General features: G+C 71.0%; 20 protein-coding genes. 15 read left to right on the top strand and 5 right to left on the bottom strand.

Going from position 1 to position 21,329, the window contains the following annotated elements:
* Nucleotides 1-63: 63 nt before the first annotated feature.
* The 3 genes from JYK17_RS33795 to JYK17_RS33805 are packed head-to-tail and all read left to right on the top strand — an operon-like array spanning nucleotide 64 to nucleotide 1,620.
* On the top strand, nucleotides 64-555 hold the full coding sequence (locus JYK17_RS33795; RefSeq protein WP_108015427.1) for an RNA polymerase sigma factor: 492 nt from the start codon (nucleotides 64-66) through the stop codon (nucleotides 553-555).
* Nucleotides 539-1,054 (top strand): RodZ family helix-turn-helix domain-containing protein, encoded by a 516-nt coding sequence (locus JYK17_RS33800; protein ID WP_108015428.1) that lies wholly within the window; start codon nucleotides 539-541, stop codon nucleotides 1,052-1,054. Before JYK17_RS33795 ends, JYK17_RS33800 begins: the two co-directional genes overlap by 17 nt.
* 38 nt (nucleotides 1,055-1,092) lie before the next feature.
* Nucleotides 1,093-1,620, top strand: coding sequence for a hypothetical protein (locus JYK17_RS33805; RefSeq protein ID WP_222811872.1), 528 nt, complete (start codon nucleotides 1,093-1,095; stop codon nucleotides 1,618-1,620).
* Nucleotides 1,621-1,642: 22 nt separating this feature from the next.
* Here JYK17_RS33805 and JYK17_RS33810 read toward each other — a convergent pair whose 3' ends face one another.
* Both JYK17_RS33810 and JYK17_RS33815 read right to left on the bottom strand, forming a co-directional pair.
* Nucleotides 1,643-2,350 carry a glycerophosphodiester phosphodiesterase gene (locus JYK17_RS33810; RefSeq protein WP_222811873.1) on the bottom strand — a complete coding sequence of 236 codons (708 nt, stop codon included), beginning with the start codon at nucleotides 2,348-2,350 and terminating at the stop codon, nucleotides 1,643-1,645.
* 19 nt (nucleotides 2,351-2,369) lie between these two features.
* Nucleotides 2,370-3,434 (bottom strand): adenosine deaminase, encoded by a 1,065-nt coding sequence (locus JYK17_RS33815; RefSeq protein ID WP_108015431.1) that lies wholly within the window; start codon nucleotides 3,432-3,434, stop codon nucleotides 2,370-2,372.
* Nucleotides 3,435-3,675: 241 nt separating this feature from the next.
* Here JYK17_RS33815 and JYK17_RS33820 point away from each other — a divergent pair, with 241 nt between their 5' ends.
* Together JYK17_RS33820 and JYK17_RS33825 are read left to right on the top strand one after the other, a co-directional pair.
* Nucleotides 3,676-4,383 carry a DUF4190 domain-containing protein gene (locus JYK17_RS33820; protein WP_241662310.1) on the top strand — a complete coding sequence of 236 codons (708 nt, stop codon included), beginning with the start codon at nucleotides 3,676-3,678 and terminating at the stop codon, nucleotides 4,381-4,383.
* Between the two features lie 104 nt (nucleotides 4,384-4,487).
* Complete coding sequence (locus JYK17_RS33825) at nucleotides 4,488-4,949, top strand: DUF4190 domain-containing protein (RefSeq protein WP_108015433.1); 462 nt, start codon at nucleotides 4,488-4,490, stop codon at nucleotides 4,947-4,949.
* A gap of 51 nt (nucleotides 4,950-5,000) precedes the next feature.
* Here the strand turns inward: JYK17_RS33825 and ybiA are convergent, their stop codons facing one another.
* Nucleotides 5,001-5,591: a riboflavin biosynthesis intermediates N-glycosidase gene (gene ybiA / locus JYK17_RS33830; protein ID WP_108015434.1), complete on the bottom strand. Its 591-nt coding sequence runs from the start codon at nucleotides 5,589-5,591 to the stop codon at nucleotides 5,001-5,003.
* 210 nt (nucleotides 5,592-5,801) lie between these two features.
* On the opposite strand from ybiA, the gene JYK17_RS33835 reads away from it, so the two are divergent.
* The 8 genes from JYK17_RS33835 to JYK17_RS33870 all read left to right on the top strand — a co-directional run bounded on the left by JYK17_RS33835 (nucleotide 5,802) and on the right by JYK17_RS33870 (nucleotide 15,444).
* The gene (locus JYK17_RS33835) at nucleotides 5,802-7,340 is read left to right on the top strand and encodes a gamma-aminobutyraldehyde dehydrogenase (protein WP_108015435.1); all 1,539 of its coding nucleotides are present in this window, start codon (nucleotides 5,802-5,804) and stop codon (nucleotides 7,338-7,340) included.
* Between the two features lie 75 nt (nucleotides 7,341-7,415).
* The gene (locus tag JYK17_RS33840; RefSeq protein WP_108015461.1) at nucleotides 7,416-8,663 is read left to right on the top strand and encodes an ABC transporter substrate-binding protein; all 1,248 of its coding nucleotides are present in this window, start codon (nucleotides 7,416-7,418) and stop codon (nucleotides 8,661-8,663) included.
* Between the two features lie 5 nt (nucleotides 8,664-8,668).
* Nucleotides 8,669-9,820 carry an ABC transporter ATP-binding protein gene (locus JYK17_RS33845; protein ID WP_108015462.1) on the top strand — a complete coding sequence of 384 codons (1,152 nt, stop codon included), beginning with the start codon at nucleotides 8,669-8,671 and terminating at the stop codon, nucleotides 9,818-9,820.
* Complete coding sequence (locus JYK17_RS33850) at nucleotides 9,820-10,743, top strand: ABC transporter permease (protein ID WP_108015436.1); 924 nt, start codon at nucleotides 9,820-9,822, stop codon at nucleotides 10,741-10,743. Before JYK17_RS33845 ends, JYK17_RS33850 begins: the two co-directional genes overlap by 1 nt.
* Complete coding sequence (locus JYK17_RS33855; RefSeq protein WP_108015437.1) at nucleotides 10,743-11,543, top strand: ABC transporter permease; 801 nt, start codon at nucleotides 10,743-10,745, stop codon at nucleotides 11,541-11,543. Before JYK17_RS33850 ends, JYK17_RS33855 begins: the two co-directional genes overlap by 1 nt.
* Nucleotides 11,544-11,572: 29 nt before the next feature.
* The gene (locus JYK17_RS33860; protein ID WP_222811874.1) at nucleotides 11,573-12,991 is read left to right on the top strand and encodes an NAD(P)/FAD-dependent oxidoreductase; all 1,419 of its coding nucleotides are present in this window, start codon (nucleotides 11,573-11,575) and stop codon (nucleotides 12,989-12,991) included.
* Between the two features lie 110 nt (nucleotides 12,992-13,101).
* Nucleotides 13,102-13,569: a bifunctional DNA primase/polymerase gene (locus tag JYK17_RS33865; RefSeq protein WP_108015439.1), complete on the top strand. Its 468-nt coding sequence runs from the start codon at nucleotides 13,102-13,104 to the stop codon at nucleotides 13,567-13,569.
* Between the two features lie 69 nt (nucleotides 13,570-13,638).
* The gene (locus tag JYK17_RS33870) at nucleotides 13,639-15,444 is read left to right on the top strand and encodes a chitinase (RefSeq protein ID WP_222811875.1); all 1,806 of its coding nucleotides are present in this window, start codon (nucleotides 13,639-13,641) and stop codon (nucleotides 15,442-15,444) included.
* Here the strand turns inward: JYK17_RS33870 and JYK17_RS33875 are convergent.
* A complete protein-coding gene (locus JYK17_RS33875; protein ID WP_222811878.1) occupies nucleotides 15,383-16,225 on the bottom strand; it encodes a phosphatase PAP2 family protein in 843 nt (280 codons plus the stop codon). The genes JYK17_RS33870 and JYK17_RS33875 overlap by 62 nt on opposite strands.
* Before the next feature lie 220 nt (nucleotides 16,226-16,445).
* Nucleotides 16,446-17,780: a 4-aminobutyrate--2-oxoglutarate transaminase gene (gabT, locus tag JYK17_RS33880; RefSeq protein ID WP_108015441.1), complete on the bottom strand. Its 1,335-nt coding sequence runs from the start codon at nucleotides 17,778-17,780 to the stop codon at nucleotides 16,446-16,448.
* Nucleotides 17,781-18,030: 250 nt separating this feature from the next.
* Between gabT and JYK17_RS33885 the strand changes: the two genes are divergently transcribed.
* Nucleotides 18,031-20,148 carry an ATP-binding protein gene (locus JYK17_RS33885; RefSeq protein ID WP_222811876.1) on the top strand — a complete coding sequence of 706 codons (2,118 nt, stop codon included), beginning with the start codon at nucleotides 18,031-18,033 and terminating at the stop codon, nucleotides 20,146-20,148.
* Between the two features lie 153 nt (nucleotides 20,149-20,301).
* The coding region (locus JYK17_RS33890) for a PucR family transcriptional regulator ligand-binding domain-containing protein (protein ID WP_222811877.1) at nucleotides 20,302-21,329 on the top strand (1,028 nt) is incomplete at its 3' end.

Consider the following 21,329-nt stretch of genomic DNA (forward strand, 5'->3'; position numbering starts at 1 on the left):
AGCCGCCCGCCCACGCGCACGACTGCCCCACCCCCCACGCATGCCCCACACCCCGGGAGAACGTTGAACCGGTCCCGAGAGAAGGCCGCGTCCGAGCTGTTCGCCGCCCTCTACCCGCGTCTCGCCGGCTGGGTCCGCCGGCTGGTCGACGACGACGAGACGGCCCACGAGATCGCCTCGGAGGCGTTCACCCGGCTGTGGGCCCGCTGGACGGCCGTGGCCGAGCCGCGCGGTTTCCTCTATGTCACCGCTGCCAATCTCGTCCGGGACCACTGGCGCAAGCTGGAGCGCGAGCGCAGAGCGGTGCGCCGGGCCACCACCGAGGCGGCCGTCGCCCCGGCGACGGAACAGGCGGACCCCTCGGTACGGCTGCTGGTGCAGTCGCTGCCGGAACGACTGCGCGTCCCGATCCTCCTGCACTACTACGCTGACATGCCGATCCGGGAGGTGTCCGTGCTCACCGGACGCAAGGAAGGGACGGTCAAGGCCGACCTCCACACGGCCCGCGAACTGCTCCGCGCCCACCTGAGGAGAAGTCTTGATCACACACTCTGACGACGGCCCGGAGTACGACCCCGACGACCCGCTGACCGTCATCATGCGGCCCCCCACCGAGTACCTCGGCGCACCCCCCGGCCGCTACGAGGCGATCCGCCGCGGTGCCTCCCGCCGCCGGCTGCTGCGGGCCGCAGCAGGGGCCGCCGTGACCTGCGGGGTGGCCGCCCTCGTCGTGCTGCCGCTGCGGCTGACCGCCTCGGAGGGCCACGGCTCGCCGGCGGTCCCGCTCGCCCCGCCGCCCGCGAGCAGCCCGTCGACGCCGCCGCACCGGTCGGCGACGCCCGAGCCGCGAAGCCCGCACCCGAGCCAGGACCGCCGGACCGCCGGACCCAGTACCGCATCCACCACCGCGCCCACCGGGCGCCCGCCCGCGGACGAACGCGTCAGTCCGTCCGCCTCCTCCGCGAGGACGGCGACCCAGGTCCCCTCGATGTGGCCGTCCGCGGCGAGCACCCGCAGCGCCGCGACCCCTTCGGCGTCCGACCGGGGCCGATAGCTTTTGAACATGTTCAATTCCGGGCGTACGCTGTCCCCATGAGCGACAGAGCCGCCCTGCTCAAGGGCATCCGTGCCTGGTTGGTCCTCTTCGTCGTCTGCCTGGTGCTCAGCGGCGCCACGGCCTTCCCCCTGGTGCACGAACTGCGCTGGACCGAGGACCTGTTGCGGTCCCTGTCCGTGCCGGAGCACCTGCCCGCGCTGATGAACTGGATCGAGCGCGTACGGCACGGACTGGACACCGCCGACGCCGACCACCCCTTCCTCCTCTACGGCACCGACTGGCTGGCCTTCGCCCACCTCGTCATCGCGGTCGCCTTCTACGGCCCCTACCGCGACCCCGTACGCAACGTCTGGGTCGTCGAGTTCGCGATGATCGCCTGCGCCGGGATCATCCCCCTGGCCCTGATCTGCGGACCGATCCGGGGCATCCCCTTCTGGTGGTCGGTGATCGACATGTCGTTCGGGGTGTTCGGGGTGATCCCGCTGTACGTCGTGCGCAGGCGGATCAAGCGGCTTGAGGCTCTCGCTCCGTATCCGGTTCCGGCCGCGGTGCCCGCTGCTTGAGTGCGGACGTGCGGACGATGCCTCAGCGTTCGGAGGAGGGCCGGGAGGCGCGGTCCCGCAGCGCGCACAGCACGTCCACGCGGTTGGTCGTGATCGAGTCGACGCCCGCGTCGATCATCCGGCGCATGGAGCGCCGGGTGTCCGGCGTCCAGACGGCGACGAGATAGCCGTCGTGGTGGATGCGCGCGGCGAGGTCGTGATCCACCAGCGGCCAGCGGTAGTTGAGCCAGCGCGGCTTCACCGCCGCGAGCAGGGCGGGACGCGGCGGCGCGAGGCTGGTGCAGGTCAGGGCGATCTCGGCGGACGGGTCGGCGCCGCGCACGGCGAGCATGGCGGCCGCGTCCGCGCAGTAGTACACGCGGTCGGCCGCCCCCGCCTCCCGTACGGCGTCCACGATCCGGCGGGCCGTCCGCACCTCCCGGGTGCCGGGCAGATCGAGCATGAGCCGGCCACCGCCGGTGGCGGCCAGCGCCTCCGCCAGGGTCGGCACCCCGCCGTCCGTGAGACCGCGCACCTCGTCCGCCGACAGCGAGGCGAGGGGCCGCTCGTGCTCCCACAGCCGTTTCAGCGTCTCGTCGTGCAGCAGCACGGGGACGCCGTCCCTGGTCAGGCGTACGTCGATCTCGACGGCGTCCGCGCCCAGTTCGAGCGCGGAACGCAGCGAGGCGACGGTGTTCTCGCGGACCCGGTAGGGGTCTCCGCGGTGGGCCACGACGGTCACGTTCTGCATGGCCCTCATTGTGACGGGATCAGGGCGCGAGCCAAGAGGCGGTGTAGGTGTCGATCTCCTGGCGGATCCGGGCCTTGCCGGGCTCGTCGAGGAAGGAGACGTCGACCGCCGTCTTCGCCAGCTCCGCCAGGCCCTGTTCGTGCAGGTTCAGCAGCCGGGCGGCGACCGCGTACTCGTTGTTGAGGTCGGTGCCGAACATCGGCGGGTCGTCGGAGTTGACGGTGATGACGACCCCGGCCTGCACGAACTCCTTGATCGGGTGCTCGTCGAGGGTGCGCACCGCCCGGGTGGCGATGTTGGAGGTGGGGCAGACCTCCAGCGGGATGCGGTGCTCGGCGAGGTGCGCGAGCAGCTTCGCGTCCTTGAAGGAGCTGGTGCCGTGTCCGATGCGCTCGGCGCGCAGGTCGGTGAGCGCGTCCCACACCGTCTCGGGGCCGGTGGTCTCGCCGGCGTGCGGCACCGAGCGCAGACCGGCGGCGATGGCCCGGTCGAAGTACGGCTTGAACTGCGGCCGCGGCACACCGATCTCGGGCCCGCCGAGCCCGAACGAGACGAGGCCCTCGGGTCGCAGGCGGTCGTCGGTCGCCAGCCGGGTCGTCTCCTCGGCGGCTTCCAGACCGGCCTCGCCGGGGATGTCGAAGCACCAGCGCAGCACGGTCCCGAACTCGGCCTCGGCCGCCTTGCGCGCGTCCTCGATGGCGTCCATGAAGGCGCGCTCGTCGATGTTGCGGCGGGTCGAGGACCAGGGGGTGATGGTCAGCTCGGCGTAGCGGACCTGCTGGCGGGCCAGGTCGCGGGCGATCTCGTACGTCAGCAGCCGTACGTCCTCCGGGGTGCGGATCAGGTCCACGACGGACAGGTACACGTCGATGAAGTGGGCGAAGTCCGTGAACGTGAAGTAGTCGACCAGGGCCTCGGGGTCGGTGGGCACCTTGGAGTCGGGGTGGCGGGAGGCGAGTTCCGCGACGATACGGGGGGAGGCGGAGCCGACGTGGTGGACGTGCAGTTCCGCCTTGGGCAGTCCGGCGATGAAGCCGTGGAGGTCGCGCAGCGGTGCGGCGGACGCGTCGAGATGCTCGGTCAAGGATTCCTCCCCGGAACGGCGCCTGCGTGCTCCCGGGGGCCGCGGCGCGGGTGATCGGCTGATCGTGTACGAACATCGTATTCGCGCCCGGTGGGAGAGGCTGGCGGATTATTGCGGCACGGCCGACGGGAGCGGGCGGGGCTGTCACCGGACCGGTACGAGAAAGCAGCAGGACCGGGAAGCGGCAGCGCAGAGGCCAGGCCTTAGCATGGCGGGACGAACGACCGAGGGGGACGTGCACGTGACGGACGGAACGCAGCCGAACGGGGCCGCCGGCGCCGACCGGGATCCATGGGCGCCGCCCGAGCACCGGCCATCGCTGGACAAGACGCCGCAGCAGCCCGTGCAGCCGCCCCCGGTGCAGGACCAGCCGCCGTCCGTGCACGATCAGGCCACCGTGATCTCCATGCCCTCCGACGGCTTCGCCCCGCCCGCTCCGCCGGCACCACCGGCCGCGTCCGGCTACGGCCCGCCCGGTCCGGCCCCGGTCGGCTCCCCGGTGCCGCCTCCGCCGCCCGCGCCCTCCGGCCCCGGCCCCGGTATACCCGCCCCGCCGCCGGTCGGCTACGGATACGGCTACCCCGGCGGCTACGGCTGGCCCGGCATGCCGATGACCCCGCAGAACGGCATGGGCATCGCGTCGCTGGTGCTCGGCATCCTCTCCCTGTGCCTGTTCTGCCTGTACGGCGTGGTCTCCGTCGTGCTCGGCATCCTCGCCGTCGTCTTCGGCATCAAGGGCCGCCGGAGGGCCGAGCGGGGCGAGGCCGACAACCGCGGCCAGGCCCAGGCCGGCCTGGTCATGGGCGTCATCGGGATCGTCCTCGGCGTCGCCGTGATCGTCCTCATCGCCATCGGCATCTCGTTCGCCCTCCACGACGGCGGCACGGACTCCGATCCGTACTACGGCTCCGCCCACACCGTCTCGGCGACGTTCCCGGCCGACCGCTGAGCCGGCCGGCCCCTCCCGCCTGCAACAACCTGCGCGAACCCCCTCGTCGGGACCTTGCCCGGCCATTACGATGCCTTGACCGTCAACGGAGGGGAGACCGTTCCATGTCCGACACCAATCCCGCGCCCGGTGGCTTCGGCCCGCCGAGCCAGCCCCCGCAGCAGCCGGCCCCGGGATACGGATACCCGCAGCAGTCCGGCCCGGGTTACGGCTATCCCCAGACGGGCCCGTCCTACCCGGCGGCGCCGCCCGTGGGCTACCCGCAGGCCCCCGGCTACGGTGTGCCGGCCCAGCCGCGCAACGGCATGGGCACCTCGGGGCTGGTGCTGGGCATCATCGGGGTGGTCTGCAGTCTCACCTTCATCCTGTGGTTCTTCGGAGTGATCCTCGGCATCCTCGCGATCATCTTCGGCGCGGTAGGTCGGGGCAGAGCCAACCGCGGCGAGGCCAACAACAAGGGTGCGGCGACCGCGGGTCTCGTCTGCGGCATCGTGGCCACCGTGATCCTGCCGCTGCTGGGCCTGCTGCTCTTCGCGAGCATCATGGGCGGCATCGGCGCGTCCTGAACGCGAACCGGCATGTCCGGTGAGGGGCCGGCCGCCAAGGCCGGCCCCTTCTCATACCGCCCCTGCCCCGTCCGCCGAAACCCGCAACCGCTCCCGCGCCTCCATCAGCGCGAACCCCAGCAGGTTCGGCCCCTGCCAGCGCTCCGGATCGGACGCCGCCTCGTCGTCCGCCGCGAGGCCGATGCCCCAGACCCGATCCACCGGGCTCGCCTCGACCAGTACGCGGTCGCCGGTGCGCAGCAGGTAGTCCCGCAGATCCGCGTCGGCGGCGAACTTGTGGACGCTGCCCTCGACCACGATCGCGAAGCGCTCCCGCTCCCATATCGCCTCGTCGAAGCCGCGCACCAGGCGCCCCGCCTTCTTGGCGAGGGAGGGATGCCCGGCGGCGAGCACGCGCCGCTCGGCCTCCGCGTCCCCGAACAGCTGCGCTTTCCGCGCCATCATCCAGTGCTCGGCCGTGCCGTACTCCACCCCGTCGACCGTGAACGGCGACGGCCACCACTGACTGAGGCAACTGGCACCGACCCGCCCGTCGGCCCGCGCCCGGTGTCCCCAGAAATGCAGATACTTGATCTTCGCCCCCGCGCGGACCGCCCTGACCAGGGCCTCCCGCGAGTCGATCCTCCCCGTGATCCTCTCCATGCACGCGAGTCTGGCAGGCACCACTGACACTCCGTCCCCCCTTTCCCGCGCTCACTCGACACCTGGTCGACAGATTCCGTCGCGTAACCGAAAGGCAACAACGGAATCACTTGTAGGACCGCTGTTGCTCTGTCAGGATCGGCACTCAAATCGAGCTGGAGCTACGCCACCCGCCCCCCGAGCCGCGGGGCGAAGGCGGAGGAGAGCGACATGCACAACCCGGGCAACGCAACCCCGGAACGATTTCCGGCGCAGGACCGCTTCGCGGACGGTGCGCAATTCATCGGCGGCCGCCTGACGAAGGGCACCTCCGGCCGGACGCACGCGGTCGTCGACCCGGCCACTGGCGAGGAGGTGTACACCTACGAACTGGCGGGACCCGACGACGTCGACGCGGCCGTCGCAGCGGCACGCGCGGCCTTCCCCGGCTGGTCGGGGGCCACCCCCGGCGAGCGCTCGGACGCACTGCACCGCTTCGCCGCCGTGCTCGCCGACCGCGCCGAGGACTTCGCCCGCGCGGAGTCCCTGCAGTGCGGCAAGCCGCTGAAGCTGACGCGCGAGTTCGACGTGCCGGGCACCATCGACAACACCGCCTTCTTCGCGGGCGCCGCCCGGCAGCTGCAGGGCCAGTCGGCCGGTGAGTACTCCGGCGACCACACCTCGTACGTACGCCGTGAGCCCATCGGCGTCGTCGGTTCGATCGCGCCCTGGAACTACCCGCTGCAGATGGCCGCCTGGAAGATCCTCCCGGCGATCGCCGCGGGCAACACCATCGTGCTCAAGCCCGCCGAGCTCACCCCGCTCACCTCGCTGATGTTCGCCCAGGCGGCGACCGACGCGGGCATCCCGGACGGTGTCATCAACATCGTCTCGGGGACCGGCAAGGAGGCCGGTGAGCATCTCGTAGGCCACCCGGACGTCGTCATGACCTCCTTCACCGGCTCCACCGCCGTCGGCAGGCGCGTCGCCGAGATCGCCACCGCCACCGTCAAGCGCATCCACCTGGAGCTCGGCGGCAAGGCCCCCTTCGTCGTCTTCGACGACGCGGACCTCGACGCCGCCGTCAACGGCGCCGTCGCCGGTGCGCTCATCAACACCGGCCAGGACTGCACGGCCGCCACGCGCGCGTACGTGCAGCGCCCCCTGTACGAGGCCTTCGTCGACAGGACGGCCGCCCTCATGGAGAGCGTCCGGCTCGGCGACCCCTTCGCCCCCGGCACCGACCTCGGCCCGCTGATCTCGCACGCCCAGCGCGACCGCGTGGCCGGCTTCGTCGAGCGGGCGCGCTCCTACGCGCGCGTGGTGACCGGCGGCGAGGCCCCCGGGGGAGACCTGGAGAAGGGCGCCTACTTCCGTCCCACCCTGGTCGCGGACGCCGCCCAGGACAGCGAGATCGTCCAGTCCGAGATCTTCGGCCCGGTTCTGGTGGTCCTGCCGTTCGACAGCGACGACGATGGGATCTGGCTCGCCAACGACACCCCGTACGGCCTCGCCGCCTCCGCCTGGAGCCGCGACGTCTACCGGGCGAACCGCGCCACCCGCGAGATCAGGGCGGGCTGTGTGTGGATCAACGATCACATCCCGATCATCAGCGAGATGCCGCACGGCGGCTACAAGGCGTCCGGCTTCGGCAAGGACATGTCCGCGTACTCCTTCGAGGAGTACACCCAGATCAAGCACGTCATGTTCGACAACACCGCGGTGGCCAGGAAGGACTGGCACCGCACCGTCTTCGGGGACCGGCTGTAGCAAAGATCCGGCTACCGCCGGGTGAAGAACAGGCCGCCCGACCCGCGGCCGCACTCCCGAAAGGGCAGCACGCGCATGGAGCAGTACGAGCCCGACCGCCTGTCACCGGTCGTTGCGGCCGCCGTGCGGCGCAGTTACCGCAACGGACGGGCCGCCATGACCCGCCGTTCCCTGCTGCGCGCCTCCGCGGGCGGCGCGCTCGCCGCCGGTGGCATCGCCGCGCTGAGCGGCTGCGGGATCCCCGCGGCCGGCAAGACGGAAGGCGGCCAGTCCGCCGACGACCACTCGGCCAAGGAGAAGCAGATCAACTTCTCCAACTGGCCCGAGTACATCGACGTCGACGACAGCGAGAAGCACCACCCGACGCTGGACGCGTTCCGCAAGCGGACCGGCATCACGGTCAAGTACACCGAGGACATCAACGACAACGACGAGTTCTTCGGCAAGATCCAGCCGCAGCTCGCCGCGGGCCAGGACACCGGCCGCGACCTCATCGTGCTCACCGACTGGCTGGCCGCCCGCATGATCCGCCTGGGCTACGTCCAGAAACTCGACGCGTCCAACCTGCCGCACGCCTTCGCCAACCTCTCCGACCAGTTCCGCAACCCCGACTGGGACCCCGGCCGCGCCTACTCGTACGTCTGGCAGGGCATCTCGACGGTCGTCGCCTTCAACAAGAAGGCGCTCGACGGCGTCGAGGTGAAGTCGATGTCCGACCTGCTCGACAACCCCAAGCTCAAGGGCCGGGTCGGTCTGCTGACCGAGATGCGCGACACCGTCGGCATGACCATGCTCGACATGGGCAAGGACCCGGCGAAGTTCACCGACGACGACTACGACGCGGTGATCGCCCGGCTGCAGAAGGCCGTCGACCGGGGACAGATCCGCCGCTTCACCGGCAACGACTACACCTCCGACCTCAGCAAGGGCGACCTGGCGGCCTGTGTCGCCTGGGGCGGCGACATCGTCCAGCTGCAGGCGGACAACCCCGACATCGCCTACGTCATCCCCGACAGCGGCTACATGACGTCCACCGACAACCTGATGATCCCGAACAAGGCACGCCACAAGACGAACGCCGAACGGCTCATCGACTACTACTACGAGCCGGAGCCGGCGGCCCAGCTCGCCGCGTACATCAACTACGTGAGCCCGGTCGCGGACGTGAAGCCGTACCTCGCCAGGATCGACAAGTCGGCGGCGAACAACCCGCTGATCCTTCCCGACAAGGCCATGCAGGCGAAGTCCGTCGCCTTCCGCGCGCTGAGCTCGAAGGAAGAGACGGCCTACCAGCAGAAGTTCGCGAAGCTCACAGGGGCGTGACGAAGATGACCACAGACAACAGCGGCGACGTCCGCCTCTCCGGCATCAGCAAGACCTACGGCTCCTTCACGGCCGTCCACCCGCTCGAACTGACCGTGCCGCAGGGCTCGTTCTTCGCCCTGCTCGGCGCGTCCGGCTGCGGCAAGACCACCACCCTGCGCATGATCGCCGGCCTGGAGGAGCCCAGCAGCGGCACCGTCCACCTCGGCGACCAGGAGGTCACGCACCTGCCGCCGTACAAGCGGCCGGTGAACACGGTCTTCCAGTCCTACGCCCTCTTCCCGCACCTCGACATCTTCGAGAACGTCGCCTTCGGCCTGCGCCGGCGCGGCATCAAGAGCGTGAAGAAGCAGGTCGAGGACATGCTGGAGCTGGTGCAGCTGGGGGAGCAGGCGCGCAAGAAGCCGCACCAGCTCTCCGGCGGCCAGCAGCAGCGCGTCGCCGTGGCCCGCGCGCTGATCAACACGCCCAAGGTGCTCCTCCTCGACGAGCCCCTCGGCGCCCTCGACCTCAAGCTGCGCCGGCAGATGCAGCTGGAGCTCAAGCGGATCCAGACCGAGGTCGGCATCACCTTCATCCATGTCACGCACGACCAGGAGGAGGCCATGACCATGGCCGACACGGTCGCCGTGATGAACGCGGGCCGCGTCGAGCAGCTCGGCTCGCCCACCGACCTCTACGAGAACCCGAACACCACCTTCGTCGCCAACTTCCTCGGCACCTCCAACCTGATCGAGGCCGAGGTCGACTCCAAGAGCGGCGACGACATCGTCCTGCGGGCGGGCGGCGGCAAGCTGGTGCTGCCCGAGTCGCGCTGCGGCGCGCCCACCACGACCGGCGGCAAGGTGCTGGTCGGCGTACGCCCGGAGAAGATCTCCCTCACGCACGCCGACGACGCGGGCGAGATCGCCGAGAACCGCAACCGGATCACCGGGAAGATCGCCGACTCCAGTTTCATCGGCGTCTCCACGCAGTACGTCATCGACAGCCCGGTCTGCCCGGAGTTCGAGGTCTACGCCCAGAACATCGACCGTGACGCCCGGCTGGTGCCCGGCGCCGAGGTCGTCCTGCACTGGAACCCGGCCCACACCTTCGGCCTCGACGCGGCGCAGGACATCGACGCCGGAGTCGCCGAGGTCGAGGAGGAGGCCGCCTGATGGCCACCGTCACCGAGGCGCCACCCCTGGCGCCCACCCCCGAGAAGAAGCCCCCGCGCAAGCGGGGCCGCTGGACGCCGTACTGGCTCCTGCTGCCCGGCCTGCTCTGGCTGATCGTCTTCTTCGCGCTGCCGATGATCTACCAGGGCTCCACGTCCGTGCAGACGGGTTCCTTGGAGGAGGGCTACAAGGTCACCTGGCACTTCTCCACCTACTGGGACGCGCTGTCCGAGTACTGGCCGCAGTTCCTGCGCTCGATCCTCTACGCCGGCTCGGCGACGATCCTGTGCCTGATCCTCGGCTACCCGCTGGCGTATCTGATCGCCTTCCGGGCGGGCCGCTGGCGGAACCTGGTCATGGTCCTGGTGATCGCGCCGTTCTTCACCAGCTTCCTGATCCGCACGCTGGCCTGGAAGACGATCCTCGCGGACAGCGGGCCCGTGGTGAGCACTCTCAACTCGCTGCACATCCTGGACGTCACCAACGCGCTCGGCTGGACCGCCGGCGACCGCGTCCTCGCGACACCGCTCGCGGTCGTGTGCGGACTGACGTACAACTTCCTGCCGTTCATGATCCTGCCGCTCTACACCTCGCTGGAGCGCATCGACGGACGGCTGCACGAGGCGGCGGGCGATCTGTACGCCAAGCCCTGGACCACCTTCCGCAAGGTCACCTTCCCGCTGTCGATGCCCGGCGTGGTCTCCGGCACGCTGCTGACCTTCATCCCGGCGGCCGGCGACTTCGTCAACGCCGAACTCCTCGGCTCGACCGACACCCGCATGATCGGAAACGTCATCCAGACCCAGTTCCTGCGCATTCTGGACTACCCGACGGCCGCGGCCCTCTCCTTCATTCTGATGGCCGCGATCCTGTTCATGGTCACCATCTACATCCGCAGGGCCGGAACGGAGGATCTGGTCTGATGCCTGTCGTGAACTGGCTCAAGCGCCATCTCGTCGTCATCGCGGGGCTGGTGACCCTCGCCTATCTCCTGCTGCCGAACGTCATCGTCACGGTCTTCTCCTTCAACAAGCCGAAGGGCCGCTTCAACTACCAGTGGCAGCAGTTCTCCACGGACGCCTGGAAGGACCCGTGCGGCGTCGCCGACATGTGCGGCTCGCTGTCGATCAGCCTCCAGATCGCCTTCTGGGCGACGATCGGCGCCACCCTGCTCGGCACGATGATCGCCTTCGCGCTGGTCCGCTACCGGTTCCGCGCGCGGGGCACCGTCAACTCGCTGATCTTCCTGCCGATGGCGATGCCCGAGGTCGTCATGGCGGCCTCGCTGCTCACCCTGTTCCTCAACCTCGGCGCGCAGCTGGGCTTCTGGACGATCCTGATCGCCCACATCATGTTCTGCCTCAGCTTCGTCGTCGTCGCCGTCAAGGCGCGCGTGATGTCCATGGACCCGCGTCTGGAGCAGGCCGCTCAGGACCTCTACGCCGGTCCGGCGCAGACCTTCCTGCGGGTCACCCTGCCGATCGCGGCACCCGGAATCGCCGCGGGCGCGCTGCTGTCCTTCGCGCTCTCCTTCGACGACTTCATCATCACCAACTTCAACGCGGGCTCGACCGTCACCTTCCCCATGTTCGTCTGGGGCTCGGCACAGCGCGGAACGCCCGTCCAGATCAACGTCATCGGCACGGCGATGTTCCTGGTCGCCGTCCTGCTGGTGCTGACCTCCATGGTCATCAGCAACCGCCGCAACCGGCAGAAGGCGTAACCGCACAACCCTCGTAGGGAGTTGAAATCATGGCCCCGAGCGCCATGACCAGCTGGACAAAGTCTCTCTCCGACGCACAGCCCGTCCCGTACTGGCTTCAAGATCCCGGCAAGCCCCACCCCGAGCCCGCGCTCACCGGCGCCGAGACCTGCGATCTGCTGGTCGTCGGCGGTGGCTACAGCGGACTGTGGACCGCGCTCATCGCCAAGGAGCGCGAGCCCGAACGGGATGTCGTCCTGCTGGAGGGCCGTGAGGCGGGCTGGGCCGCCTCCGGCCGCAACGGCGGCTTCTGCGCCGCATCCCTCACCCACGGCCTGCCCAACGGGCTGGCCCGCTGGCCCGAGGAGATCCACACGCTGCAGGAGCTGGGCGCCCGCAACCTCGACGCGATCGAGAAGGCGGTCGCCCGCCACGAGCTGGACTGCGAGTTCGAGCGCACCGGCGAGATCGACGTGGCGACGCAGGAGTACCAGGCACGCGAACTGCGCGACTGGTACGCGGAGATGGAGCGCGCGGGCCTCGCCGAGGGCGTCGAGTACCTGGACGCCGACGCGGTGCGCGAGCAGGTCGACTCACCGGCGTTCCGGGCGGGCCTGTGGGACCGCCGGGGCGTGGCCATGGTCCACCCGGCGAAGCTCGCCTGGGGCCTCAAGCGCGCCTGCCTGCGCCTCGGCGTCCGCATCCACGAGCACACGCCCGCCCTGAGCCTGAAGCCGTACGGCGCCGGGATGGCCGTACGCACCCCCTACGGCTCGGTCCGCGCCCGCAGGGTCGCGCTCGGCACCAACATCTTCCCGAACCTGGTCCGACGCGTGCGGGCGTACACCGTCCCGGTCTACGACTACGCGCTGATGACCGAACCGCTGAGCGAGGAGCAGCTGGCCTCGATCGGCTGGAAGAACCGCCAGGGCCTCGGGGACTCGGCGAACCAGTTCCACTACTTCCGCCTCTCCGCCGACAACCGCATCCTGTGGGGCGGCTACGACGCGATCTATCCGTACGGCGGCCGGGTGCGCGCCGAGTACGACGACCGCCCCGAGACCTACGCCAAGCTCGCCGGGCACTTCTTCACCTGCTTCCCGCAGCTGGAGGGCGTCCGCTTCACGCACGCGTGGGGCGGCGCGATCGACACCTGCTCGCGCTTCTCGGCGTTCTTCGGCACCGCGCACCGGGGCCGGGTCTCCTACGCGGCGGGCTTCACCGGCCTCGGCGTGGGCGCCACCCGCTTCGGCGCCGAGGTGATGCTGGACCTGCTGGCGGGGGAGGAGACGGAGCGCACCTCGCTGGCGATGGTCCGCAAGAAGCCGCTGCCGTTCCCGCCCGAGCCCTTCGCCTGGACCGGTATCGCCGTGACCAAGTGGTCGCTGGCGCACGCGGACGCACACGGCGGCCGACGCAACCTCTGGCTGCGCACGATGGACCGGCTGGGCCTCGGCTTCGACAGCTGAGTGTGATCCGGTTCACCCCAAGCGGGTGTCAGAATCCGCGTAATGCTGCGAACAGGCCCCGCTCTCCCCTGTGACGCGACGGCGTCAACAAGAGACGGGGAGGTCTTCTCATGGCTGGGGCGAAGACGGCGGTCGAGTGGCTGTCATCCGTGGCGCCCGATCCCGAGGCCTGCCGGCGGGAGTGGGAGCGCAATCCCCAGGGGATCGCGCTGCTGCCCGCCGGCCGGGCCTGGGACGTGCTCATCCTGCCGAGCGAACTCGGCTATCCCACCCTCGACGTGCTCACCCGCATCCTCGACCGGCTCGGCCCGGTGCTGGCCGACTTCGGGGACGCGCGGATGGGCTTTCTGGTGCCACCGGGCACCGCGGCCCGATGGCTCGGCACGGGCATCCGTACGGTCGGGGCCGGCACCTGGATCGTGGTGCCGTACCCGGGCCGCTCCACCAGAGGGGTCCGCTGGCTGGTGCCGCCGGACGGCTCGGGCATGCTCACCGACCCGGCCCTGCTCGAACTGGCCATGCACGAGGCGGCGGCCGGCCTCGCCGGTGAGGACGACGGGCGGGGCCCGAGGTCTTGACACGGGCATTGGTCTGGACCAAATTGGGCGCGCTCCACCCCTCCAATTCCCCCCTGCCCGGAGGCACTTGTGGATCGCCCCAGACACACCCGATCCGTCCTCGCCGCGCTCACCGCGACTCTGCTCGCCGTACCCGGCCTCACCGCCCTCTCCTCGTCGGCCCAGGCCGCGGACGCGGACCTGGCCCGCAACGGAGGCTTCGAGTCCGGCCTCGACGGCTGGAACTGCACAGCGGGCACGACGGTCAACTCACCCGTGCACAGCGGAAGTTCCGCGCTGCAGGCGACCCCGGCCGGCAGCGACAACGCACAGTGCACGCAGACCGTGACCGTGCAGCCCAACTCCCAGTACACGCTGAGCGGTTACGTCCGCGGCTCCTACGTCTACCTCGGCGCGAACGGCACCGGCACCACCGACGTCTCCACCTGGACCCAGTCCGCCCCCGACTGGCAGAAGCTCACCACGACCTTCACCACCGGCGCCTCCACCACCAAGGTGACCCTCTACACGCACGGCTGGTACGGCACCGGCGCCTACAACGCAGACGACATATCCCTCGTCGGCCCGGGCGCGAGCACGGGCCAGCCGCCCGCCGCGCCCACCGGCCTGAGAACCACTTCCGTGTCCTCCTCGGCGGTCGGCCTTTCCTGGTCCGCCGTCACCGGCGCGACGGGCTACGCCGTCTACCGCGACGGCGCCAAGGCCCAGACGGTGAGCGGCACTTCGGCCACCGTGAGCGGGCTGTCCCCGGCCACCGCGTACAGCTTCCAGGTCGCGGCCGTGAACGACGCCGGCGAGTCCGCGAAGTCGGCCACCGTCACCGCCACCACGGCGACCGGCTCGACCGGCGGCTCCACCGACCTGCCCACGCACGCCCTGGTCGGCTATCTGCACGCGAGCTTCGCCAACGGCTCCGGCTACACGCGCCTGGCCGACGTCCCCGACAGCTGGGACGTCATCGACCTGGCCTTCGGCGAGCCGACCTCGCCCACCTCCGGCGACATCCGCTTCAACCGCTGCCCGGTCAGCGAATGCCCGAACGTGGAGTCCGACGCCGACTTCAAGGCGGCGATCAAGGCCAAGCAGGCGGCCGGCAAGAAGGTGCTCATCTCCATCGGCGGCCAGAACGGCCAGGTTCAGCTGACCACCACCGCCGCCCGCGACGCCTTCGTCTCCTCGGTCTCGAACATCATCGACACCTACGGACTCGACGGCCTGGACGTCGACTTCGAGGGCCACTCGCTCTCCCTGAACGCCGACGACACCGACTTCAAGAACCCGAAGACCCCGGTGATCGTCAACCTGATCTCGGCCCTGAAGACCCTGAAGGCCAAGTACGGCTCGAAGTTCGTGCTGAGCATGGCCCCGGAGACGTTCTTCGTGCAGATGGGCTACCAGTTCTACGGCACCGGCAAGTTCGGCGGCCAGGACCCGCGCTGCGGCGCCTACCTCCCGGTCATCTACGCCCTGCGCGACGACCTGACCCTGCTGCACGTCCAGGACTACAACTCGGGCCCGATCATGGGCCTCGACAACCAGTACCACACCATGGGCGGCGCCGACTTCCACATCGCGATGACCGACATGCTGCTCACCGGCTTCCCCGTGGCGGGCGACGCGAACAACGTCTTCCCGCCGCTGCGCCCGGACCAGGTGGCGATCGGCATGCCGGCGTCGGTGAACGCGGGCAACGGCTACGTGGCGCCCGCCGAGGTCACCAAGACGCTCGACTGCCTGACCAAGAAGACCAACTGCGGCTCGTACCCCACCCACGGCAGCTGGCCCGCAATGCGCGGCCTGATGACCTGGTCGGTCAACTGGGACCGCTACTCGAACTGGGAGTTCCAGCGGACGTTCGACGGCTATTTCGGCTGAGGACCAGCCAGAGCGCCGTGAGCAGCACCGTGCACAGGCACCAGCTGGCCACCACGTCCAGTGGCCAGTGGTAGCCGCGGCGCACCAGACCGAACCCGACGGCGAGATTGACGACGGCGCACGCCACGACCAGAGCGCGGCGCACGGAACGGCCGCGCAGCCAGGGAAGGAGGACCATCGTGGCGGCGCCGTAGGCCACGGAGGCCGTCGCGGTGTGGCCGGAGGGGTAGTAGCCGGGTCCGCTGTGCATGATCGGCGGGCCCGGCCGGTCGATCAGTTCCTTCAGCGGTACGACCAGCACCGGGACCAGCGCCATCAGTACGGCGGCCGCGAGGGGCGGCAGCCACCAGCGGTCGGTTCCGGCGCTGCGGCCGCGCCAGGCGACGTAGCCGATGACCAGCGCGAGGACCGGGACCGCGACCGTGACGTTGCCGAGGTCGGCGAGGCCGCCGTAGAGGCGCAGCGGGTCCACGACCGCGTCGCTGATCCGCTCGTCGAGATGCCGCAGCGGGCCGTCGGCGACGACCTGCCAGGTGATCAGCGCGAAGAGGAGGGCCGGAAGGCCCAGGAGCGCGAGAAGCGGAAGAAAGGAGGCCGGCCGCCCCGGAACAGGGGGGGTAGTTCCGAGGCGGCCGATCTGACCGGATGGGCGCCCACCCCGGGGGGTTTGGGGCGGGCGACTGTCCGATCGGTGAGGAGATCCGAAGCCGGAAGCTCCGGGTGTGTGCGCGAGGGCACGACCAGGTCGTAGCTGGGGAGGCCACGGCCTGAAGTCGCCCACAGTCCCCTGTGAGCGGGGTGTATCTCTCATCTGGAAGAAACCTACGGCAGCGGGTGGACGGAAGACAGATGGAATCCCGTCCCGCCATCCACCTCGCACACGTTCTTCACACGGCCTGCCGCCGTCGCCCCCATCGCGGAATCCAGGTGCCCGCAAGGGGCGGGGCGTCAGGGTCCGAAGGGGTGCGCTTCCGGTGGGTGAGCTGGGGATTCCGCTTGGCTCAGACGCCCGCGAAGGCCTGCTCGATGATGTCGAGACCCTCGTTCAGGAGGTCCTCGCCGATCACCAGCGGGGGCAGGAAGCGGAGGACGTTGCCGTAGGTGCCACAGGTCAGGACCAGCAGGCCCTCCTGGTGGCAGGCCTTGGCGAGAGCGGCGGTCGCCCCGGGGTTCGGCTCCTTGGTCGTACGGTCCTTGACCAGCTCGACGGCGATCATGGCGCCGCGGCCGCGTACGTCGCCGATGACGTCGAACTTCTCGGCCATGGCGGCGAGGCGGGGCTTCATGATCGCCTCGATGTTCTTCGCCCGGGCGTTGAGGTCGAGCTCCTTCATGGTCTCGATGGCGCCGAGCGCACCGGCGCAGGCCACCGGGTTGCCGCCGTAGGTGCCGCCGAGGCCGCCCGCGTGCGCGGCGTCCATGATCTCGGCGCGGCCGGTCACGGCGGCCAGCGGCAGACCGCCCGCGATGCCCTTCGCGGTGGTGATCAGGTCGGGGACGATTCCCTCGTCCTCGCACGCGAACCACTGGCCGGTGCGGCAGAAGCCGGACTGGATCTCGTCGGCGACGAAGACGATGCCGTTGTCGGCGGCGAACTTGCGGACGGCCGGCAGGAAGCCCTTGGCGGGCTCGATGAAGCCGCCCTCGCCGAGCACCGGCTCGATGATGATCGCGGCGACGTTGTCCGGACCGACCTGCTTGGTGATCTGGTCGATGGCCTGCGCGGCGGCCTCGGGGCCGGCGTTCTCCGGGCCGGTCGGCCAGCGGTAGCCGTAGGCGACCGGGACGCGGTAGACCTCGGGCGCGAAGGGCCCGAACCCGTGCTTGTACGGCATGTTCTTGGCGGTGAGCGCCATCGTCAGGTTGGTGCGGCCGTGGTAGCCGTGGTCGAAGACGACGACGGCCTGCCGCTTGGTGTAGGCGCGCGCGATCTTGACCGCGTTCTCGACGGCCTCGGCGCCGGAGTTGAACAGCGCCGACTTCTTCGCGTGGTCGCCCGGCGTCAGCTCGGCCAGCGCCTCGGCGACCGCCACGTAGCCCTCGTACGGGGTCACCATGAAACAGGTGTGGGTGAAGTCGGCCAGCTGCGCGGAGGCCCGGCGCACGACGGCCTCGGCGGAGGCGCCGACGGAGGTCACGGCGATGCCGGAACCGAAGTCGATCAGCCGGTTGCCGTCGACGTCCTCGAGGATCCCGCCGCCCGCGCGCGCGGCGAACACGGGCAGCACGGAGCCCACGCCCTGCGCGACCGCGGCGGTGCGGCGGGCCTGCAGTTCCTGCGACTTCGGGCCGGGGATGGCGGTGACGATCCGGCGCTCCTGCGGAAGTGCGCTCATGAGGGGCTCCTGGGGGTTGTGCGCGGTGGTACGGATGACGTTGAACGGACTCTTGCCTTCTTTTCTCGCAGGCTAGGACGGGGGACGGAAGCTGGGCATGCTCCATGTGGGCGTTGTCGGACGGCGTCATTGTCCACCGTGGACATGGTGCCGGTCGCGGGCCCGGCCGTGTGAGGCGGTGAACTGTCCGGACGGGGCGTTAGATTGACCGCTGACGGTGCACGGAGCGGCTGGTCGAGGGGCGAGGGCGATGGACAGCGACGGGACCCAGGACGCGCGGGGTACGCATGCGAATCCTGTGCCGCGGGCACGCTCCGCCTTCCCGCCGCCGCCCTCACAGGCGCCGTCGGTCCCGCCGCTGCCGGACGGCTCGGCGTTCGTGGACTGGCTGCGGACGCCGCGGCCCGAGGCGCTGCCCGGTGTGTGGCGGTTCGGGCACCGGCCGCGCCCGGACGAGGAGCCGGAGGACATCCCCGCGCGGCAGCTGATCGGCGGGGCGCTGATCGCGTTCCTGGCCGGCTGGTTGGTCTGGTCCCTGCTGCAGAACGGCTACCTCGGCGGCTGGTGGTGGGTTCCCCTCTTCCTGGTCACCCCCGACTCCTGGCGAGGCGCCGACGGCGACCTCGGCCGGACGGGTACCACCATGCTCTACGACGGCTACCAACTGCTCGTCGCGCTGGGCATCATGCTGGCCGTGGGCAAGCTCGGCCGCTGGGGCGAGGTGTGGCGCCGCTTCTTCGCCCCGCGCCTGCGGGCCCCGCAGCGCCAGGAAGTGGCACCCGCGCCCACGGAGGATCCCGCACAGTGGCCCGCCCTGCGCGCCGCCGGTGCCGACGCCGCCGCCGAGCGGCTGGCCGCCGAGGCGCGGGCCGGGCTGATGCGGGACGTGGACCACGCCCGCATCGTCCGGGCCTGGCAGGGCGTGCGCACCGGCCGGCACACGCTCGCCGCGTTCACCGGTGCCGTGCTCAAGGACGGTGCCGCCGCCTGTCTGCACCCCTCCGGGGAGCGCGATCTGCCGGTCCGGCTGGCCCGGCACGACCTGGTGACCGGGCAGGTGCGGCTCGGCACGACCGCCGACGACCCCCGCAACCCGTACGCCTACCGCGGCTCCGGCCTCGGCCTCGGCCCCGATCTCCTCGGCACCTCCCTGCTGGCGGTCGGCCCGGCCGGCTCCGGCAAGACCGCCGCCGTGGTGCGGCCGCTCGCCGAGTCGCTGTGCCTGCACGCCCTCGCCGGACGGGCCGCGGTGGTCGTGGTCGGCGCCGCGGGCGCCGGGCTCGGCCCGATCGACGCCTACGACGTCGTCGTACAGATCGGCAATCCCCAGTCCGTGTACGACCTCGACCTCTACGGCGGCACCGCCGACCCCGACGAGGCCGCCGCCGTGCTGGCCGAGGCGCTGGTCGGTGATCTCGCCGACCCGCATCCCGGCGGTGACGGCCGGCGTGCCACGACCGTCCTCGCCCAGCTGCTCGGGCCGTTCCGGGCGGTCCACCAGCGCTTCCCCTCGGTGCCGGAGCTGCGGCAGCTGCTGGACGGCGCGCCCGGACCCCTGGACGCGCTGCGCACGGCGCTGCAGGGTTCGGGGCAGGACTCGCTGCTGCGTGAACTGGACGCCCGGGAGCGGCAGTTGGGCCAGCCGGGCGACATGGCGGCGGTGCTCGCGGACCGGGTGGCGCTGCTCGACCGGCCCGCGTTCGCGGGGTTCTTCGACACCTCGGGACACTCCAAGCCGTTCTCGCTCAAGGCCCTCGACCACCCGGTGCGGGTCCGCATCGACCTGCCCGAGCGCGGCCACGCGGACGCCTCGCGGATGCTGGCGCGGCTGGTGCTCGCGCAGTTCACGGCGAGCGTCGCGGTGCGCGAGGACCGCTCGCTGTTCGCCTGTCTGGTGCTGGACGACGCGACGGGCGCCGTGACCCCGGAGGCGGTGCGCGGGATCCAGCGGCTGCGGTCGGTGAACGCCGGAACGGTGCTCACCCTGCGCACGCTGGACGACGTGCCCAGGCCCTTGCGCGGGCCGCTGCTCGGCTCCGCCGGGTGCCGGATGGCGCTGTCCGGGCTCACCCCGTGGGACGGGCAGGACTTCGCCGAGGTCTGGGGCAAGGAGTGGATCGAGGCGCGGGACGTCACCGACCGGCAGATCATCGCCGAGACCCCGGCGGGCAAGGCCGTGCACATGCTGCGCCGGGTGATCACCGGCAAGGCGCCGACCGCGCGGGCCGTGACCGTGCGGCAGGTGGAGCGGGAGCGCTGGTCGGCCTCCGAACTGGCCCACGGGGTACCGGCCGGGCACGCGGTGCTGTCGCTGACGGATGTGACCGGGGAGCACGCCCCGCCGCTGCTGGTGGACCTGAGGGGTTAGTCCCGTACACCCGTGGACCTGTACCTGGCGGCGCTGCACGACACTCCCCGACGCCGAGTGACCGTACAGTGGGGCAGAATTGCCATAGGTTGTTCATACATGGCGGCCAAATGATCACAAGGTTCGCCCGATCCCCGCAGACCTGAAGGCCATATGCCCCCGACGCTCGCCTCGCTTCTCCACCACTCCGCGCTCAGGCTGACCGTGCGGGCGGGCGAGGACCGCCTCGACGTGCCCGTCCGCTGGGCGCACGTCAGCGAACTCGCCGACCCCGTGCCGTACATGGAGGGCGGCGAGCTGCTCCTGATCACCGCGCTGAAACTGGACGCGGAGGAACCGGAGGCGATGCGGCGGTATGTGAAGAGGCTGGTCGGGGCGGGAGTCGTCGGCCTCGGCTTCGCCGTCGGGGTCAACTACGAGGAGATCCCCAAGGCGCTCGTCGACGCGGCGCAGGAGGAGGGGCTGCCGCTCATCGAGGTGCCGCGCCGCACCCCCTTCCTCGCCATCAGCAAGGCCGTCTCGGCCGCGATCGCCGCGGACCAGTACCGCTCGGTGACCGCGGGCTTCGCCGCCCAGCGGGAACTGACCAGGCAGGCCCTGACGGCAGGCCCCGAGGGCGTGCTGTCCGCGCTCGCCTCGCAGGTCGACGGCTGGGCCGCGCTCTACGACGCCTCGGGCACCGTCGTCGCCACGGCCCCGGAGTGGGCGGGCCGCCGGGCCGCGCGGCTGACGGCGGAGGTGGAGCGGCTGCGCGAGCGGCCGGCACCGGCCTCCTCGGTGGTCGGCCCCCCGGACGACGAGGACCGCGTCGAACTGCACTCCCTGGGCACGGGACGGCGGCCCCGTGCCGCGCTCGCGGTGGGCACGGCCGCCGCGCTCGGCACGGCGGAGCGCTACGCCCTCCACTCGGCGATCGCGCTGCTGACCCTCACGACGGAGAGGTCCCGCTCGCTGTACGCGGCGGAACAGCGCATCGGCGCGGCGGTGCTGCGCATGCTGCTGGCGGGGGAGCCGGACCACGCGCGGGCCGTCGCCGGGCATCTGTACGGCGGCCTCATGGACTCGCCGTTCCGCATGATCGTCGCCGAGTCGCCGTCGGCGTCCGGCGCCCGTGCCGCCGCCGACGCGGGCACCGACCCGTCGGCCGCGCTCGCCGAGGCGGTGGAGGCGGCGGCCGCGCG

It is taken from the genome of Streptomyces plumbidurans (genome assembly GCF_019857225.1).
In the GTDB taxonomy this organism is placed as follows: Bacteria; Actinomycetota; Actinomycetes; order Streptomycetales; family Streptomycetaceae; genus Streptomyces; species Streptomyces plumbidurans.

Bases quoted from the DNA above. Each gene is read 5' to 3' on its own strand.
- JYK17_RS33860 (WP_222811874.1), top strand. From the start codon at position 11,573: ATGGCCCCGAGCGCCATGACCAGCTGGACAAAGTCTCTCTCCGACGCA.
- JYK17_RS33855 (WP_108015437.1), top strand. From the start codon at position 10,743: ATGCCTGTCGTGAACTGGCTCAAGCGCCATCTCGTCGTCATCGCGGGG.
- JYK17_RS33850 (WP_108015436.1), top strand. From the start codon at position 9,820: ATGGCCACCGTCACCGAGGCGCCACCCCTGGCGCCCACCCCCGAGAAG.
- JYK17_RS33845 (WP_108015462.1), top strand. From the start codon at position 8,669: ATGACCACAGACAACAGCGGCGACGTCCGCCTCTCCGGCATCAGCAAG.
- JYK17_RS33835 (WP_108015435.1), top strand. From the start codon at position 5,802: ATGCACAACCCGGGCAACGCAACCCCGGAACGATTTCCGGCGCAGGAC.
- JYK17_RS33865 (WP_108015439.1), top strand. From the start codon at position 13,102: ATGGCTGGGGCGAAGACGGCGGTCGAGTGGCTGTCATCCGTGGCGCCC.
- gabT (WP_108015441.1), bottom strand. From the start codon at position 17,780: ATGAGCGCACTTCCGCAGGAGCGCCGGATCGTCACCGCCATCCCCGGC.
- JYK17_RS33810 (WP_222811873.1), bottom strand. From the start codon at position 2,350: ATGCAGAACGTGACCGTCGTGGCCCACCGCGGAGACCCCTACCGGGTC.
- JYK17_RS33825 (WP_108015433.1), top strand. From the start codon at position 4,488: ATGTCCGACACCAATCCCGCGCCCGGTGGCTTCGGCCCGCCGAGCCAG.
- JYK17_RS33885 (WP_222811876.1), top strand. From the start codon at position 18,031: ATGGACAGCGACGGGACCCAGGACGCGCGGGGTACGCATGCGAATCCT.
- ybiA (WP_108015434.1), bottom strand. From the start codon at position 5,591: ATGGAGAGGATCACGGGGAGGATCGACTCGCGGGAGGCCCTGGTCAGG.
- JYK17_RS33840 (WP_108015461.1), top strand. From the start codon at position 7,416: ATGGAGCAGTACGAGCCCGACCGCCTGTCACCGGTCGTTGCGGCCGCC.
- JYK17_RS33805 (WP_222811872.1), top strand. From the start codon at position 1,093: ATGAGCGACAGAGCCGCCCTGCTCAAGGGCATCCGTGCCTGGTTGGTC.